Origin of the sequence: Corynebacterium sp. HMSC074E01 (assembly GCF_001808885.1) — a bacterium.
Classification (GTDB): Bacteria; Actinomycetota; Actinomycetes; order Mycobacteriales; family Mycobacteriaceae; genus Corynebacterium.
This window is the reverse complement of sequence record NZ_KV794847.1, coordinates 382,439-399,732: the sequence shown is the minus strand read 5'-3', so window position 1 is coordinate 399,732 and position 17,294 is coordinate 382,439. Positions and strand designations below refer to the sequence as shown.

Annotated in this window: 14 protein-coding genes; 6 read left to right on the top strand and 8 right to left on the bottom strand. The window is 60.9% G+C overall.

Annotated features, from left to right (window positions below):
• Positions 1-10: 10 nt before the first annotated feature.
• The 5 genes from ruvX to aspS form a co-directional block, all read right to left on the bottom strand.
• Complete coding sequence (ruvX, locus tag HMPREF2537_RS07905; protein ID WP_070527428.1) at positions 11-559, bottom strand: Holliday junction resolvase RuvX; 549 nt, start codon at positions 557-559, stop codon at positions 11-13.
• Positions 560-617: 58 nt separating this feature from the next.
• Positions 618-3,305 carry an alanine--tRNA ligase gene (alaS, locus tag HMPREF2537_RS07900; protein WP_070527425.1) on the bottom strand — a complete coding sequence of 896 codons (2,688 nt, stop codon included), beginning with the start codon at positions 3,303-3,305 and terminating at the stop codon, positions 618-620.
• Positions 3,306-3,372: 67 nt separating this feature from the next.
• The gene (locus tag HMPREF2537_RS07895) at positions 3,373-4,728 is read right to left on the bottom strand and encodes a replication-associated recombination protein A (protein WP_070527422.1); all 1,356 of its coding nucleotides are present in this window, start codon (positions 4,726-4,728) and stop codon (positions 3,373-3,375) included.
• Entirely contained in the window at positions 4,728-5,930 is a 1,203-nt protein-coding gene (locus HMPREF2537_RS07890; protein ID WP_246818740.1) for a phosphotransferase, read from the bottom strand. Before HMPREF2537_RS07890 ends, HMPREF2537_RS07895 begins: the two co-directional genes overlap by 1 nt.
• Positions 5,931-6,011: 81 nt before the next feature.
• Positions 6,012-7,832: an aspartate--tRNA ligase gene (aspS, locus tag HMPREF2537_RS07885; RefSeq protein ID WP_070527416.1), complete on the bottom strand. Its 1,821-nt coding sequence runs from the start codon at positions 7,830-7,832 to the stop codon at positions 6,012-6,014.
• Positions 7,833-8,036: 204 nt separating this feature from the next.
• On the opposite strand from aspS, the gene HMPREF2537_RS07880 reads away from it, so the two are divergent.
• From HMPREF2537_RS07880 to HMPREF2537_RS07855, 6 genes are all read left to right on the top strand, one after another.
• A complete protein-coding gene (locus HMPREF2537_RS07880) occupies positions 8,037-8,930 on the top strand; it encodes a KPN_02809 family neutral zinc metallopeptidase (protein WP_070527413.1) in 894 nt (297 codons plus the stop codon).
• A gap of 315 nt (positions 8,931-9,245) precedes the next feature.
• On the top strand, positions 9,246-10,856 hold the full coding sequence (locus HMPREF2537_RS07875; RefSeq protein WP_070527410.1) for an inorganic phosphate transporter: 1,611 nt from the start codon (positions 9,246-9,248) through the stop codon (positions 10,854-10,856).
• Between the two features lie 99 nt (positions 10,857-10,955).
• Entirely contained in the window at positions 10,956-11,546 is a 591-nt protein-coding gene (locus HMPREF2537_RS07870; protein WP_246820267.1) for a CBS domain-containing protein, read from the top strand.
• A 45-nt stretch (positions 11,547-11,591) separates the two neighbouring features.
• On the top strand, positions 11,592-12,698 hold the full coding sequence (locus HMPREF2537_RS07865) for an LLM class flavin-dependent oxidoreductase (RefSeq protein ID WP_070527404.1): 1,107 nt from the start codon (positions 11,592-11,594) through the stop codon (positions 12,696-12,698).
• Positions 12,699-13,376: an FMN reductase gene (locus HMPREF2537_RS07860; RefSeq protein ID WP_070527401.1), complete on the top strand. Its 678-nt coding sequence runs from the start codon at positions 12,699-12,701 to the stop codon at positions 13,374-13,376.
• A 73-nt stretch (positions 13,377-13,449) separates the two neighbouring features.
• A complete protein-coding gene (locus tag HMPREF2537_RS07855; RefSeq protein WP_070527398.1) occupies positions 13,450-14,859 on the top strand; it encodes an L-serine ammonia-lyase in 1,410 nt (469 codons plus the stop codon).
• On the opposite strand, the gene hisS is transcribed toward HMPREF2537_RS07855, so the two are convergent.
• The 3 genes from hisS to tpx are packed head-to-tail and all read right to left on the bottom strand — an operon-like array spanning position 14,856 to position 17,280.
• On the bottom strand, positions 14,856-16,133 hold the full coding sequence (hisS, locus tag HMPREF2537_RS07850) for a histidine--tRNA ligase (RefSeq protein ID WP_070527395.1): 1,278 nt from the start codon (positions 16,131-16,133) through the stop codon (positions 14,856-14,858). The genes HMPREF2537_RS07855 and hisS overlap by 4 nt on opposite strands.
• A gap of 5 nt (positions 16,134-16,138) precedes the next feature.
• Entirely contained in the window at positions 16,139-16,783 is a 645-nt protein-coding gene (locus tag HMPREF2537_RS07845) for an MBL fold metallo-hydrolase (protein WP_070527391.1), read from the bottom strand.
• Positions 16,783-17,280, bottom strand: coding sequence for a thiol peroxidase (tpx, locus tag HMPREF2537_RS07840; RefSeq protein WP_070527388.1), 498 nt, complete (start codon positions 17,278-17,280; stop codon positions 16,783-16,785). The genes HMPREF2537_RS07845 and tpx overlap by 1 nt, the downstream gene beginning before the upstream one ends.
• Between the last annotated feature and the right edge of the window lie 14 nt (positions 17,281-17,294).

Below are 17,294 nucleotides of genomic sequence, written 5' to 3'. Positions count from 1 at the left end.
GCGTGAAGGTTTACGGCTCACGTACTTCGTCTCCTACGTTTGAAGGGCTGTGGCCGTTCAACGCGAAATGGCGCGCATCCAGCCAGGACTGCAAAATTTCCACCGCGGCCGCTTGGTCAATGACCGAGCGGCCACGCTTCTCTGACACGCCAGAGGCCCGCAAAGCAGAGGTTGCCACCACCGTAGTGAGGCGCTCATCCACCATTCGCACGGGCGGAGGTTCCTTCATCCTGTCATCTTTTGCCAAGCGGCGGCGGATACGAAACGCGATTTCCTTGGCATGTTTAACACTTGATGAGCCATTGCCTTTGAGATCACGCGGCAAACCAACAGCCACCTCGACGGCGTCATACTCATGGATCAGGTCAAGCAAACGGTCAATATCGCCCTTGTCGCGATCCTTAAACCCGGTCTCACGCCGGACGGTTTCGACCGGCATGGCCAAGCGCGCGTCCCGGTCAGATACCGCCACGCCGATACGGACGGTACCGACATCGAGGCCCAATCGGCGCCCCGGGCCGGGATCGTCCACACCTGGTTTGTCGGGTTCTACGGCCATCGTGCTCCTCCTGGTTCTGCGAGTCAGCTACAACTGCACGCCAATTAAGGCGCGCTCGTTAGTGGGCTTCGAGCTCATCACGGACGGCGTCGAAGGCCTGCCGGAGGCCTTCGACGTTGGCGCCGGAGCCTTGTGCCATATCGGGCTTACCGCCACCCTTGCCGTCAACATAGCCGGAAACCACTTTAACCAAGTCCCCAGCCTTGACACCACGTTCGTTGGCAGCCTTGGTAGCCCCCACGATGAATGGCAACTTGCCGCCCTCATTCTCCGACGCCAAGACGACCACAGCAGCGACATCGCCGAGGCGGTTCTTGATATCGGAGGCCAGCGTACGCAGGTCACCGCCGTTCACGCCCTTTGGTAGCTTGGCAGCCACGAGGGTGAAATCGTTGATGGTATTCGCCGTCGAGATCATCTCCGCGGTCTGGGACATGAGCCGGGCCTTGTGAAGCTCGGCAATTTGCTTCTCAGCGGCTTTGAGCTTCTCCGTCAACTGCGCGATGCGCTCCGGCAGGTCCTCAGTCTGGACTTTGAGCTCGCGGGAGACCCCCTCTACGAGGGCGGTCTCCTTCGAGTAGTAGCGGAATGCATCCAGGCCCGAATAAGCCTCGATACGGCGCGCGCCCGAGCCCACGGAGGATTCGCCGAGGACAGACACCGGGCCGATCTCTGCGGTGTTCTTTACGTGCGTACCACCACAGAGCTCGATGGAGAAGGGACCACCCATCTCCACGACGCGAACCTCGGAACCGTAGTTCTCACCAAAGAGGGCCATCGCGCCCATCTCCTTGGCCTTATCCAAGGAGGTCTCGATGGTGTTGACCGGGAAGTGCTGGTCTACCGCCTGGTTGGTCACCAAAGCGATCTCATCGAGCTGCTCCTGAGTGAGCTGGTCGGTGTAGTTGAAGTCAAAGCGCAGGTAGCCAGGACGGTTCAAGGAACCAGCCTGGACGGCGGTTGGGCCAAGCACCTGGCGCAGCGCGGCATGGATGAGGTGCGTGGCGGAGTGCGCCTGCACGGCGCCGTGGCGCCACTGCTCGTCAACTGCGGCGGTCACGCCATTGCCCAACTCAAGGCCGCCGGCGGTCACCGTGGCCTTGTGGACCCACAGCTTCTTGCCGATCTTCTGCACGTCGTTGACCTCAAGGAGGGTCTCGCCAGCGATAATGCGGCCCCGGTCGGCGGTCTGGCCGCCGGCTTCGGCGTAGAGCGGCGACTGGTCCAGAACTACCTCGACGGTGTCTCCTGTCTCGACCTCCGTGACCTTCTCGCCATCGCGCACAAGGCCAATGACCTTGGCCTCGGACTCCAAGGTTTCATAGCCCGTGAACAGGGTCGGGTGATTATCCACCCACTCGCGGTAGAGCGACAAGTCAGCATGACCATGCTTTTTGGCCTGGTTATCAGCCTTGGCACGGCGGCGCTGCTCGCCCATGGCGGCGTCGAAGCCGTCCATATCTACGGTCAAACCGGCTTCCTGCGCCATCTCCAGGGTCAAGTCGATGGGGAAACCATAGGTATCGTGCAGTTCAAAAGCCTTCTCGCCGGAGAGGACCTTCGGAGTGGCCGCACGAGAGGTGTTCTTCAGCTCGGTCACGGCTTCGTCGAAAAGCTTGGTGCCCGACTCCAGCGTCTTCAGGAAGGCCTTCTCCTCCGCCACGGCAACGCGCAGAATACGCTCGCGGTTTTCTGCGATCTCCGGGTAGGACGGGGTCATGGTGTCCATGATGGTGTTCATGAAACGCTCCATGGTCGCCCCCTTCGCGCCCAACAACTTAGCGGAGCGAATGATGCGACGAAGCAGGCGACGCAGAATGTAGCCACGCCCCTCGTTACCGGGGGTAACGCCATCCAAGATGAGCATCATGCCGGTGCGCGAGTGGTCTGCCACTACGCGGAAACGGATCAGGTCTTCCTTCGGCGCATCCGGAACGTACTTCGCACCGGTGAGCTCTTCGGCTACGTCGATAACCGGGCGCAGCAGATCCGTCTCATAAACATTGTCCACGCCCTGCAGGATGCAGGCGACGCGCTCGATGCCCATGCCGGTATCGATATTCTTCTTGGGCAGCTCACCAATGATTTCAAAGTTGCCCTTGCCGATGCCTTCGCCGCGCTCGTTCTGCATGAAGACCAAGTTCCAGATCTCCATGTAGCGGTTATCGTCCGCGACGGGACCACCGTCCTGGCCATATTCCGGACCGCGGTCATAATAGATCTCGGAGCACGGACCGCACGGGCCGGGGATACCCATGGACCAGTAATTATCCTCCATTCCGAGGCGCTGGATGCGCTCGCGGGGAACGCCGATCTTGTTGTGCCAGATATCAGCTGCCTCATCGTCATCGAGGTAGACCGTGACCCATAAACGCTCGGGGTCGAGCCCCAAGCCGCCATCCTCTACCGAGTTCGTCAGAAGGTTCCAGGCGTGGGTAATGGCCCCCTCCTTGAAGTACTGGCCAAAGGAGAAGTTGCCTGCCATCTGGAAGAAGGTGTTGTGGCGGGTGGTGATGCCTACTTCCTCGATATCCAAGGTGCGCACGCATTTCTGGATAGAGGTCGCCGTACCGTTAGCAAAAGGCGGGTTCTGCTGGCCCAAGAAGTAGGGCTTGAAGGGAACCATGCCGGCGTTGACGAAGAGCAGGTTCGGGTCATCCAGGATCAGCGATGCGCTGGGCACAGCCTCGTGGCCGGCCTTGACGAAGTGCTGGGTAAAGCGTTCCCGGATCTCATGAGTCTTCACGAGCAAAAGTCCTTCACTGTTGAATGGTTTCTAGTCAGCGCTCAACTTTACCCGTCCGGTGCTGTGCTTAGCGACGCCGCCCCCGGATGATGTCCCGCAACCTCCCCAGGTACTCGCGCACCCGTTTTTCCGCGCCGTGGTCGGTGGGCTGATAATACTCGGCATCAGCCAGCGTCTCCGGCAAATACTGCTGGGCTAGCACACCGCGTGGATCATCGTGCGGGTACTGGTAGCCGACGGCGTTTCCCAAGCGCTTAGCCCCCTCGTAGTGACCGTCGCGCAGGTGCGCGGGCACGTGCCCGCTCTTACCGGCCTGGACATCGGCTTGGGCGGCGTTGATGGCATTAATAACAGAGTTCGACTTCGGCGCCGTGGCCAGGTGGATTGTGGCCTGCGCCAGCGGAATGCGCGCCTCGGGCAGGCCAATCAGGGCCGCAGCCTCCGCCGCGGCCACGGCGGTGGGCAAAGCGGTGGGATCCGCCATCCCGATGTCTTCGGAGGCATGCACGATGAGCCGGCGCGCGATGAAGCGTGGGTCTTCACCGGCCTCAATCATGCGGGCGAGGTAGTGCAACGCTGCGTCCACGTCGGAGCCGCGGATGGACTTAATAAAGGCGGAGACAACGTCATAGTGTTGGTCCCCGTCACGGTCATAGCGCACCACCGCGCGGTTGACGTTGTCTTTGAGAATGTCGACGGTGAGCTCGCCGCCATCCGGTACCGCTTCGGCAGCCGCCTCGAGATAGGTCAGCGTGCGTCGCGCATCACCGCCGGCGAGCAGCACCAGCTGATCCAAAGCGTCTTCCGATGCGGTTATTCGCCCCGCCAAACCGCGCTCACTCCTCAGCGCCCGTTCCGCGAGGCTGCGGAGGGAGGCGTCGTCAAGCGGCTCCAAGTGCAGCAGCAGCGAACGCGAAAGCAGCGGCGCCACCACAGAGAACGAAGGATTCTCGGTGGTCGCGGCCACGAGAAGGACAGTGCGGTTCTCCACGGCAGCCAGCAATGCATCCTGCTGGGTTTTGGAGAAGCGATGTACCTCATCGATAAAGAGCACCGTGCGGCGGCCCTCGATGAGCTCGCGGCGCGCATGAGTAATCACTTCGCGGACTTGCTTAACCCCAGAGTCTAGGGCAGAAAGCCCAATGAAGTTATCCCCCAAGGAGGAAGCGATGAGGGAGGCTAGCGTTGTCTTTCCGGTTCCCGGCGGGCCGTAGAGGATGACTGAGGCCTCCCCCGAGCCCTCCACCAGCCGGCGCAACGGGGTCCCCGGCTCCAGTAGGTGCTTCTGCCCCACCACTTCATCAAGGCTCTGCGGCCGCATACGAGCGGCAAGGGGTGAGCCGGAATGAGTTGCAAACATATCGGGGCCACCCGGCAGGCGTGGCGCTGACTGGTCATCGCCGAAGAGTGACTCCTGCCCCATCAGGACTCCCGGAGACGGGAAGCTACTGCGCGGCCAAATGCGGCCACCGCGGAGCATCCATCATTCTTGCACTGCGCGGCAAACCGCGACAGCGCCTCGAAGGTTTCATAAAGATCACGGCGGATGAGGGCCTCATCTTCGGTGAAGGGCCCTTGATCGGAGCGGCGAAGCAGCGAGCGACGCGGGTCACGATAAATCTCGGCATTGCCCTCCGCCAGAGCTACAACACCTTCGATCCCACCGGCATACATGGTTGTCACGCTCGACAGAGCCCAACCGATGAGGCAGGCCACGAGCAATTCATGCAGTGTCTTCTCATCAGCAAACTGGGGCCATACATCGACGATGCGGCGCTGCCAGGCTTGGATGAAGACATCCGCTTCACTATCAGTAATCGGCCGTGAGAACAGGAATTGCGGGAAGCCAGCAACAACGCAGGCCACGTCGAAACCAACGTTACGGAAACCAGCCCACTCATAATCCAGGAAGGTCAACGTTGTCCCCGCAATGATGTTGTCTGGGGACAGATCGAAGGGAGTAAAAGCGCGGTTGCGGCCAGAGCTAAAGCTCTGCATGGCGCTGCGAGCCAAGTCGCGGACGTGCTCCGGCGGTTCCAGTCCGGCCTCACTGAGAATGTCAGCGCCGATCATAATGGAGCGCTTCAGCGAATCATCACGCAGCGCCTGGTGCTCAGCATATTCGGGATGCCGGCGCAGCTGACGGTTCAGCAGGGCCTCGTAATCCTCTTCGCGCCCCGCCGTTCCTGCGTGCATCTTGCCCAGCGCGCTGCCCAGGGATCGGAGCAGCTCACCGCGATCCTCATCGCTGCTGTGGGCGAGGGTATCCGCCAAGGTGTCGCCATCGCCGGCGTCGGTAAGCACGAGGATGCGCTTTTCCACATCGTGCGCAAGCAGGACTGGGCCTGGGCGGACCTCTTCAGACAGCGCCGTGGTGAATTGATAGGCCACCACTTCGCGTAGAAGCGCAGCGTCATCAATAGTGTGCCCGGTGACCGGGTTGTACTTGATGACGACCGACCGATGTGGAAAGAAGGCACTTGGTGTCGTGCGGGCACGAAGTACCACAGCATTGCCCGAGCCGGTGAGCTGTTGAATGTCACTCAGCTCAGGCTCGCCGCCATAGCGGCGGGAAATCATCAGCGATGCTTCCGTCACCACGGCATCAGCCGCAGAACTATTCATGGACTCGTGTCCCATCGAATTCACTTGCTTGCCTGCCTCCACTTGTCGTAGGCCCAACTACATTACCGGCGCTGCGCGGTCTTAAGACTCCTTCCCAGCCTTCTCCCCTTGTGCAGCCTTAGCGGCCTTTTCCGGCTTGAAGTCTACGCCGGTCTCCTTGCGCTGCTCAGCAGGGATGGTGCCCGGAGCATCGGTCAAGGGATCTACGCCGCCACCCGACTTCGGGAAGGCAATGACGTCACGGATGGAATCGAATCCGCCCAGCAGGGAGACGATGCGGTCCCAGCCGAAAGCGATGCCGCCATGCGGCGGAGCACCGAACTGGAAAGCCTCGAGTAGGAAGCCGAACTTCTCCTGTGCTTCCTCTTCACCAATGCCCATGACATCGAAGACGCGCTTTTGCACATCCTGGTCGTGGATACGGATGGAGCCGCCGCCGATCTCGTTGCCGTTGCAGACGATGTCATAGGCGTAGGCCAAGGCCTCTCCCGGATTCTCATCAAAGTTATCCAGGTACTCCGGCTTCGGCGAGGTAAAGGCGTGGTGGACTGCCGTCCACTTGGAGTGGCCCAGAGCTACGTCGCCCGAAGCGGTGGCATCAGCGGCCGGCTCGAAGAGCGGTGCGTCCACAACCCAGGTGAAGGCCCAGTCGCCGTCCTTGATGAGGTCCAGCTTCTTTGCAATCTCACCGCGCGCTGCGCCCAGCAAAGCACGGGAAGACTTTACGTCACCTGCGGCGAAGAAGATGGCGTCACCCGGCTTAGCACCGACGTGCTCGGCAATGCCCTCGCGCTCGGCATCAGTAATGTTCTTGGCCACTGGGCCACCCAGGGTGCCATCCTCGGCGATCGTGATATAAGCCAGGCCCTTCGCACCGCGTTGCTTTGCCCATTCCTGCCAAGCGTCGAACTGGCGGCGCGGCTGGGAAGCTCCGCCGTCCATGACAACAGCACCGACGTATTCGTTCTGGAAGACACGGAAGGTGGTGTCCTTGAAGAACTCAGTGCACTCCACGATCTTGATGTCGAAGCGCAGGTCCGGCTTATCAGAACCGTAGTACTTCATGGCATCGGCGTAGGTCATGCGCGGGATGGGCGTCTTAATCTCGTAGCCGATGAGCTTCCAGAGAGCGGATACAATCTCTTCCGCTAGGGCAATAACATCGTCCTGGTCCACGAAGGACATCTCAACGTCAAGCTGCGTAAATTCAGGCTGGCGGTCCGCGCGGAAATCCTCATCGCGGTAGCAGCGAGCGATCTGGTAGTAACGCTCCATGCCGGCCACCATGAGTAGCTGCTTAAACAGCTGCGGGGACTGCGGAAGTGCGTACCAGCTACCCGGCTTGAGGCGGGCGGGCACGAGGAAGTCACGAGCGCCCTCCGGGGTGGAACGAGTCAGGGTCGGGGTTTCGATCTCGGTGAAGTCGTGGCTGTCCAGAACTTCGCGGGCGGCGCGGTTAGCGGCAGAGCGCAGGCGCAGCGCCTCGTGCTGGCGTTCGCGGCGCAGGTCCAGGTAGCGGTACTTCAGGCGGGTCTCTTCACCGACCTCACCGGAAGAAGACGGATCATCGATCTGGAACGGCAGCGCTGCGGACTTATTGAGCACCTCCAGAACCGAGACGTTGACCTCAATCTCACCAGATGCCAGGTTTGCGTTAGCCGAGCCTTCCGGACGCGGCTCCACAACGCCGGTAACCTTGACACAGTATTCAGAACGCAGATCGTGGGCACGCTCAGCTACCTCAGATTCACGGAAAACCACCTGGGCAACGCCAGAGCGGTCACGCAGGTCAATGAAGATAACACCCCCATGGTCGCGGCGGCGAGCGACCCAACCCGTCAGGGTAACGGTCTCCCCTGCCATCTCCTTGCGTAGTTCGCCTGCCAAATGTGTACGCAGCACTCTCGTTCAATCCCTTCTCATCGTTGACGCTCGCACCCACACACGCCACGCGTAGACAGCACGCGCCGAGGGATGCAAGTACTTGAACGGCCCAAGTCTACCGCCCGCACCGGACTTGCTCAGCGCTAGGGTGAACACCGTGTGCTTGTCGGCAGTCCACTCATCGAGCAGACACCACCTACAGCTTGTGGCAAAATCTCTGGCATGACTTTTAAATCTGGCGCCAATTTTGATGGTAAGCGAGCTAGCTCCGGCGGTGGAGGCCGCGGCGGCATGATCGCTACCGGCGGCGGCATTGGCTCTCTCCTTCTTATTGGTCTCTATCTACTCCTCGGCGGCGATCCTGGCGCCATCACCGGAAGCGATCCCCAGACCGACCAGACCCAGGTGGGACCAGAGGAAAGCGGCGAAGACGCATTTGCGCATTGCCAAACTGCCGAGGACGGCAATAAGTACGACGATTGCCGCGTCATGTTTGCCGCCCAGTCCGTCGATAAGGTCTGGGCCCAGCAGTTGCCGGATCAGGCAGGCATCGAGTACATCGAACCGGGCCGCGTCATCTTCAACAACACCACCATGTCCGGCTGTGGCCAAGCCTCCGGCGCCACGGGCCCGTTCTACTGCCCGGCGGATGAGTCGGCCTACTTCGACACCGCCTTCTTTGATCAGCTCCGCAATTTCGGCGGCGAGAATGCTCCTCTGGCACAGATGTACATCGTGGCCCACGAATTTGGCCACCACATTCAAAAGCTGGAAGGCACGCTCAGCTTGTCCAATTACAACGAGCCCGGCGAGGATTCCAACGCTGTGAAGATTGAGCTGCAAGCTGATTGCTATGCCGGCCTCTGGGCACACTACGCCGATGAGGGCGAAGACGCTCTGCTCGAGACGATTACTGAACAACAAGTAACCGATGCCGTGAACACCGCTCGTGCTGTGGGCGATGACAACATCCAGCGCCGCTCGGGCGGCGAAGTACGCCCAGACATGTGGACGCACGGCTCCTCCGAGGACCGCGCTCAGGCCTTCCTCGCTGGATATAACACCGGCAAGATGGAACAGTGCGACACCTTGGGCCGAGGCGTATACAAGTCTTAATACTGAGCTTAAATAGTGCTAGTGCGGTCGCCACAAGGTCGCACCACCCCCAAATGTGCCACAAAAATGCAGATTAAATTCAAATACATGAAGTGTTTACCTGCTGGCAATCTTGATGCTTTACCCTGATCAAGTTCCCGCCGGTTTGCGGTGGGTTCCGCTCTGTCTTTAAAAGCATAAAAGAACCATGCGTGATGCCATCACCCTGCACCGCGACAGGCACACTATCCCCTGCTTTCACGGCGCATCCGCCCTGCCCGCGGCAGCCCGCGCTTCCTCATCACGCAACGTTCTCTTCATGAAAGGAACGACGTTTTGAGCACCGCCACGCCGACGATGCCTGACCTCGAATCGATGAATGGCAAGAACAAGGACTGGATCTGGCACTTGTTCTTCGGCGCCATCACCGCTGTCACGCTGATCTTCTTCATCATTTGGAGCAACGGCGAAGTTGCTGAGGGGGCTAATCGCGTAGTCCTGGTTACAGCGATCATCTTCGCCGTATTCATGGCCTTCAACATTGGCGGCAATGACGTCGCCAACTCCTTCGGTACCTCCGTGGGTGCAGGAACCTTGTCGATGAAGCAGGCCCTCGCGGTCGCAGCAGTCTTCGAGGTATCCGGTGCCATCCTCGCAGGCGGCGAGGTGACCGATACCGTCCGCTCCGGCATCGTGGACCTGGAAGCGATTGACGGGCTCGACCCCATGGAGTTCGTCTACATCATGATGGCCTCGTTGCTTGGCGCTGCCATCTGGCTGCTCGTCGCCACCCGCATGGGCTGGCCAGTTTCCACGACCCACTCCATCGTCGGCGGTATCGTCGGCGCCGCACTGACCGTCGGCTTCATCACCGGCAAGGGCGGCATGGATATGGTGCAGTGGGGCGGCATTGGCACCATCGCTTTCTCCTGGGTCCTTTCCCCAGTTCTTGGTGGTGTTGCCGCCTTCCTGCTCTTCAAGTGGATCAAGACGTCCATCTTGGTGTACAACGACACCGCAGACGAGCGCCTGCGCGAGATCAAGGTTCGCCGCGCCGCGCTGCGCAAGGAGCACAAGACCCGCTTCGAGCGCATGAACGAACTACAGCAGATTTCCTACACCAACGCCATGGCCCGTGATGCCGCCCTCACCGCGGAAGATGATTACGACCCAGAGGCCCTCGAGTCCGACTACTACCGGGATTTGCACAACCTCAACAAGGATCTCGAGGACATCAACGCGCATCGCGCACTGGAGAACTGGGTCCCGCTGCTAGCCGCTTTGGGCGCCATCATTATCTCCGCGATGATGCTCTTCAAGGGTCTGAAGAACACCGGCGTTGACTTCTCCACCCTGGAGACCTTCCTGGTCATGGGCATGATTGGCGCCGTGGTTTGGATGGCAGTGTTCATCTTCGCCCGCTCCCTGAAGAAGAAGTCCCTGTCACGATCGACCTTCCTTCTCTTCTCTTGGATGCAGGTCTTCACTGCTTCGGCCTTCGCGTTCTCACATGGCTCGAACGATATCGCTAACGCGATTGGCCCCTTCGCCGCCGTCTTCGACGTCCTGCAGACGAACCAGATTTCCAATGAAGTCACTGTCCCCCTCCCAGTCATGGTGGCCATGGGTATCGCCCTGATTTCTGGCCTCTGGTTCATTGGACGCTTCGTTATCCAGACGGTCGGTTCGGGCCTGACTCAGATGCACCCTTCCTCCGGTTTCGCCGCTGAGCTGGCCGCCGCGGCCGTCGTCATGGCAGCCTCCCTCCTGGGCCTCCCGGTCTCATCGACCCACATCCTCATCGGTGCTGTCCTTGGTGTCGGCATCGTAAACCGCGCCGCCAACTGGAAGCTGATGAAGCCTATCGCCCTCGCGTGGGTTATCACCCTCCCGGCAGCAGCTGCCATCGCAGCCGTGACGGTTTCCATCCTCCGCGTCGCCTTCTAAGACTTCAGCGACATAGAACAATTCCTCCGCCAGGCTATTGGGGCGAAGAATTCAGATTCTTTCTGGTGGATTGTTGATCGCGCACACGACAAGCATCTATTGGGCAAGCGCCAAGCAGAACAACTGAAAGACTTTGGCAACCTACGCAATGCCATTGCCCATGGCCGCTACTTCGACGGCGCACCCATCGCCACCCCGCACCCACAGGTCATCACGCAGCTGGAAAACCTGCGACGCCTGCTCACGGATCCGCCTACGGCGCAGTCCCTTCTTTCTGACCGTGACGTGACGATCCTTGCCCCAGATACCCCAATCATGGAGGCCTTGCGGCTCATTAACCAGACCGGCTATTCTCAGATACCTATCTATGAGTCGGGGGCATACCAGGCGCTGCTCACGACCAACGTCATCGCGCGGTGGATTGCGGCCGATTTGGGAGACGATGGCGTGGTCAACGCGGCGTCGATTAGCGCCGTTTTGGAATTCGCCGAGAAGAAGGACCGCGCCGAATTTCTGCCTCGCACAGCCAGCGCGCAAGAGGTCATCGACGCTCTCACGGAGCCCACCGCAGATGGCGTCCATGCCAGCGCAGTTCTCCTCACCGAGCACGGAAAGCCTTCGCAGCGTCCGCTGGGTATCGCGACACCGGGGGATCTCGCAGTATTGGTCGACGCCCTCGAATGGGAATAATCTCCTGGTACATTATTGTTGACACGTCACAGAAAGGAGATTGGCATGCAATTTGGAGTATTCAGCATCGGTGACGTCACGCAAGACCCCACCACCGGCCGCACCCCCACCGAGGCCGAGCGCATCCGCGCGATAACGGAGATCGCGCTCAAGGCGGAGGAGGTAGGTCTCGACGTTTTCGCCACCGGCGAGCACCACAACCCACCTTTCGTCCCATCGGCACCCACCACTCACCTGGCCTATATCGCGGCACAGACAAAGAACCTTCAACTCTCTACTGCCACCACGCTGATCACTACCAACGACCCCGTCCGCCTCGCGGAGGACTACGCCTTCCTCCAGCACCTGGCAGATGGGCGCGTCGACCTCATGCTAGGCCGCGGCAACACCGGCCCGGTTTACCCGTGGTTTGGCAAGGACATCCGTGAGGGCATTCCCCTCGCCGTTGAGAACTACCACCTACTGCGCCGCCTCTGGCGCGAACCCGTCGTGTCCTGGCAAGGAAAGTTCCGCACCCCGCTGCAGGGTTTTACTTCCACGCCCGCACCTCTCGATGGCGTCCCACCCTTTGTCTGGCACGGCTCCATCCGCTCCCCACAGATTGCCGAACAGGCCGCCTACTATGGCGATGGCTTCTTCCACAACAACATCTTTTGGAACAAAGAACACACCGCGAAGATGGTGAACCTCTACCGCAACCGCTATGAATCCTATGGGCACGGCCGTGCCGATCAGGCCATCGTGGGCCTCGGCGGACATGTTTTCATCGGGTCTACCGAGCAGGAAGCGAAGGACTTCTTCCGCCCCTACTTCGACAACGCTCCGGTCTACGGCCACGGCCCTTCCCTAGAAGAATTCACGGCTCAGACCCCGTTGACGGTAGGCACCGTAGAGCAAGTGGTAGAGCGCACGCTGCAGTTTGCTGATTGGGTCGGTGACTATCAGCGCCAGCTTTTCCTCATCGATCACGCCGGACTGCCGCAAGAGGTGGTGCTTGAGCAGATCGAAATCCTCGGCACCCAGGTAGTGCCGGAACTGCGCCGCCGCTTTGAGGAACGCCGCCCAGATCATGTACCTTCTGACCCGCCAACGCACGCCACGCTCGGCTCCTATGCCCCACACGCACTGGTCAGCCCTGGAGAGGAGAAATAAATGCGCTCACTCGTGCTTGTTACGGCTGGGCTGTCCTCGCCGTCGTCGACGCGCGCGCTTGGCGACGCCCTTTCATCCGCCACCACCACTCACGTCACTGCCCGGGGTGAGGGCGTGGATATCACCGTCGTGGAGCTACGCGAGCTCGCGGGTGAGCTGGCCGAAGCCATGACCAACTGGGTCTCGCCTACGCCTCGTCTGAACGCGGCACAGTCCGCCGTACTGAATGCCGACGGTCTCATCGCCGTCAGTCCAGTCTTCCAAGGAAGCTACTCGGGCCTGTTCAAGATGTTCTTCGATACCTTAGAGCCGCATTCCCTGGAGGGGCTTCCTACCCTCATCGCGGCCACAGGCGGCTCCAGCCGGCACGCACTGGTCCTGGACTATGCCCTGCGGCCTCTACTCAATTACCTGCACGCCACGGTGGTCCCTACCGGTGTCTTCCAAGCCACGGAGGACTATGGCACCGCGGAAGGCGCGCGTAATGAAAGGCGCATCGAGCGCGCCGCTGGGGAATTAGCGGACCTCATGGTGCGCCCGCTCGACCGCGTCGCTGGGCTTACCGGCCCCCTCAGCGAAACGCAGGAAACGCCGCAGGACAGTTCCGAAGCCATACTGGATTCGGATCCTGCCAGTTTCCGCGCACTCCTGTCCCGCCACGACGGCCAACCGGACTAAGCAGGTATGGAGGGCTCTCGGTACTATCGTAAGGCGTAACTTATTTAACGCTTCTAAGGAGGTTTGACCCCACATGACAATTAGCGTGACCGATATCTTCTCCATCGGCATCGGCCCTTCCTCCTCTCATACCGTCGGCCCCATGCGGGCCGCCAAGGCTTTCCTCGAGACACTGGATGAACACCCTGCAAAGGTCCACGTCGTGCTGCGCGGCTCGCTCTCTGCTACCGGCCGCGGCCACGCTACGGATCGCGCCGTAATTTTGGGCCTTGCTGGTTGGGACCCGCTGTCAGTACCGCTCGACGCCGAGCCGCGCGCTGATGCCTTCATCCCTAGCGAGGGCTCCATCTCAGGCCCTGCAGGCGATGTGCAGTACATCATCGAGTTCAACAACGAGCCGGTGCCAGAGCACCCGAACTGCCTCATTTTCACCGCTTGGGACGAAGATGGCTCCATCCTCGCCGAGAACGCGGAATACTTCTCCGTCGGCGGCGGCTTCATTCTGTCCCGCGAGGAGTACAACGCCCAGCTCGAAACCGACACTGGCGTTCCGGCCGGTGTCGCTGCGGCTACCGCCGAGGACACCGTTCCTTATGAATTCCAATCTGGTGAGCACCTGCTTCACCTGTGCGCGGCCAACGACATGGCCATTTGGGAAATCGTCGCCGCCAATGAGGCAGTCCTGCACCGCGAAGAAGGTGGGCTCGACTACGTCTACCAGCACCTCGACCTTGTGTGGGACATCATGCGCGAATGCGTGACCGAAGGAATTTCCACCAAGGGAATCTTGCCTGGTGGTCTCCGCGTCAACCGCCGCGCGCCGCAGATGTACCAGCAGTTGTTGGCCAAGCAAGACGACGAGTCCTGTGGCTTTTCCGCGATGGAATGGGTAAACCTCTACGCGCTCGCCGTCAACGAGCAGAACGCCGCCGGCGGCCGCGTCATTACTGCGCCGACGAATGGCGCCTGTGGCATCATACCGGCGGTACTCCATTATGCCCGCGACTTCATGGCGGACTTTACGCGCGCCGATGCTCGCCGCTACCTGCTCACTGCGGGTGCCGTGGGCATCATTATCAAGTCCAATGCCTCCATCTCCGGCGCTGAGGTGGGCTGCCAGGGTGAGGTAGGCTCCGCCTCCTCCATGGCGGCGGCCGGCATGGCGGAGCTGCTCGGTGCAACCCCAGAACAGGTGGAAAACGCCGCCGAGATCGCGCTTGAGCATAACCTCGGCCTGACCTGCGACCCTGTCGGCGGGCTCGTGCAGATCCCCTGTATCGAGCGCAACGCCATCGGCGCCGTCAAATCCATCAATGCCGCTCGCCTGGCCCGCATGGGTGAGGGAACGCACCACGTCACCCTCGACAACGCGGTGCGCACCATGGCCGAAACCGGACGCGACATGCTCTCCAAGTACAAGGAGACCTCGCTCGGCGGCCTAGCGAAGACGATGGGCTTCACCGTCTCCCAGGTGGAGTGCTAAACCAGCTGACGGAGCTGGTTGACGATGTCCCCAACGGGGACGTCTTGCTGCTCGTGCGCGCGCAGGTCCTTGAGCGCCACGGAGCCAGCCTCTAGCTCTTGGTCACCGAGGACGAGCGCGAAGCGGGCGTTGGCGCGGTCAGCGCCCTTCATCGCTCCCTTAAGGCCGCGGTCACCGAAGGACATATCGGCAGAAATGCCGGCCTTGCGCAGGTCATTAATGATGCTGACCATTTTCTGCTTTGCCGCAGCACCCAAGGCCACACCATAAACAGCTACACGCTCGTCGACGCCCTCAAGCTCGACGCCCTCTGCCTCGAGGGCCAGAATAGTGCGGTCCACACCAAGGCCGTAGCCGATGCCGGACAGTTCCTGTCCACCAAGCTGGGCCATGAGGCCGTCGTAGCGGCCGCCACCACCGATGCCGGACTGCGCGCCAAGGCCATCGTGGACGAACTCGAAACAGGTCTTCGTGTAGTAGTCAAGACCGCGGACCATGCGCGGGTTGATGGTGTACGGCACGCTCATGTCATCGAGCAGGCCGGTGACCGTTTCAAAGTGCTCGCGGCACTCGGCATTGAGGTGGTCGAGCATCAGGGGGGCGTCGACAAGCTGCTCTTGGACCTCTGGGCGCTTGTCATCGAGCACGCGCAGGGGATTAAGCTCCGCGCGGGCCTTGGTCTCCTCATCTAGATCCAGCTTGAACAGGAACTCCTGCAGCTTCTCACGGTAGGCCGGGCGGCAGTCGTGGTCACCCAAGCTGGTCAGCTCGAGGCGGAACTGGCTAAGCCCCAAGCTGCGGTAGGAGCGATCCGCCAGCGCGATGATTTCCGCGTCCAGCGCCGGATCATCGACACCAATGGCCTCGACGCCGACCTGCTGCAGCTGGCGGTAGCGGCCCGCCTGCGGGCGCTCGTAGCGGAAGAAAGGGCCGAAATAGTTGAGCTTCACTGGAAGCTGGCCGCGGTCGAGGTTGTGCTCGATAACTGCGCGCATGACACCCGCGGTGCCTTCGGGGCGCAGAGTCACGGAACGGTCGCCGCGATCGGCGAAGGTGTACATCTCCTTCGACACGACGTCCGTGGACTCCCCCACGCCGCGGGCGAACAGTGAGGTGTCCTCAAAGACGGGGAGCTCGATGTGTTGGAAGCCGGACAGATGTGCCTGATGCACGAAGGTTTCACGGACCTTGGCAAAGATGGCCGATTGCGGCGGAACGTAGTCCGGCACACCCTTGGGCGCGGACAGGGCTTTGAACTGCTTCTTATCACTCACGCCCTTTAGAGTACATCCCCCGCCGCACGGAGAAACGGATTAGTCGCGCGTTCGCGGCGCATGGTCGTCGTTGGACCGTGGCCCGGCAAGATAGCAAGGGAGTCATCAAGTCCCCACACCGGACCGCGCAGTGAACGCTGCATCGCGGCGTGGTCAGAGTGCGGCAAGTCAGTGCGCCCGATGGAGCCCTTAAACAGCACGTCGCCGGTCAGGCCAATCCCCTCAGCCACGAGGATGACGCATCCCGGCGAATGCCCCGGTGCATGGAGCAGATCGAATTCAAGGCCAACTAGACTCAACGTTTCTCCGCCGATCAAGTCGCGGCGGTCCGCTACCTGCTTCATGGAGGCGGCAGCAAAGAGCATCTGCGACTCGGGAGATACTCCGGAGCCATCCACCAGCATGAACGCGTCATCCGGGTGGATGTAAACCGGTAGGTCAAACTCGGCGGCATCACGTGTGTGATCGATGTGACCGTGGGTGAGCACGACGGCTTCAAACTCCAGGGACTTCTCACGCGCGAGCTGCTCGAGCTTCTCGCGCGTGTGCATCCCTGGGTCCACGATGAACGCCCGGGAACCGTTAGCAACCACATAAGTGTTGGTTTTATAGGGCCCAGCGGCGAAACCGTAGATTTCGGGAGCGCTCATTACTTGAGTGCTGTCAAAGCTGCGTCGTAGTCCGGCTCAGTTGTGACCTCCGGAACCAGCTCGGTGTATGTCACCTTGTGGTCCTCGTCCGTGACGATAACCGCGCGGGCGAACAGGCCCTTGAGCGGGGAGCCTTCCAGGACGAGACCGAGCTTGTCGGCGAAATCGGAGCGGAAATCAGAAGCGCTGACGACGTTTTCGATGCCCTCTGCAGCGCAGAAACGCTCCTGCGCGAAAGGCAGGTCGCGGGAAACGGACAGGACAACGGTGTTCTCTAGACCAGCTGCCTCTTCGTTGAACTTGCGCAGCTGTGCCGCGCACACACCAGTGTCTACGGATGGGAAGCAGGACACCACCAAGCGCTTACCAGCGAAGTCCGCATTGGTCAGCTCAGACAAGTCAGTGCCGACGAGGGTGAAGTCCGGCAGGGCGTCACCGACCTTCGGCAGATCAGCATTGGTTTCGACGGGTTCATTCTGAAAATTCGTAGTAGCCATGGCACCCAAGCGTA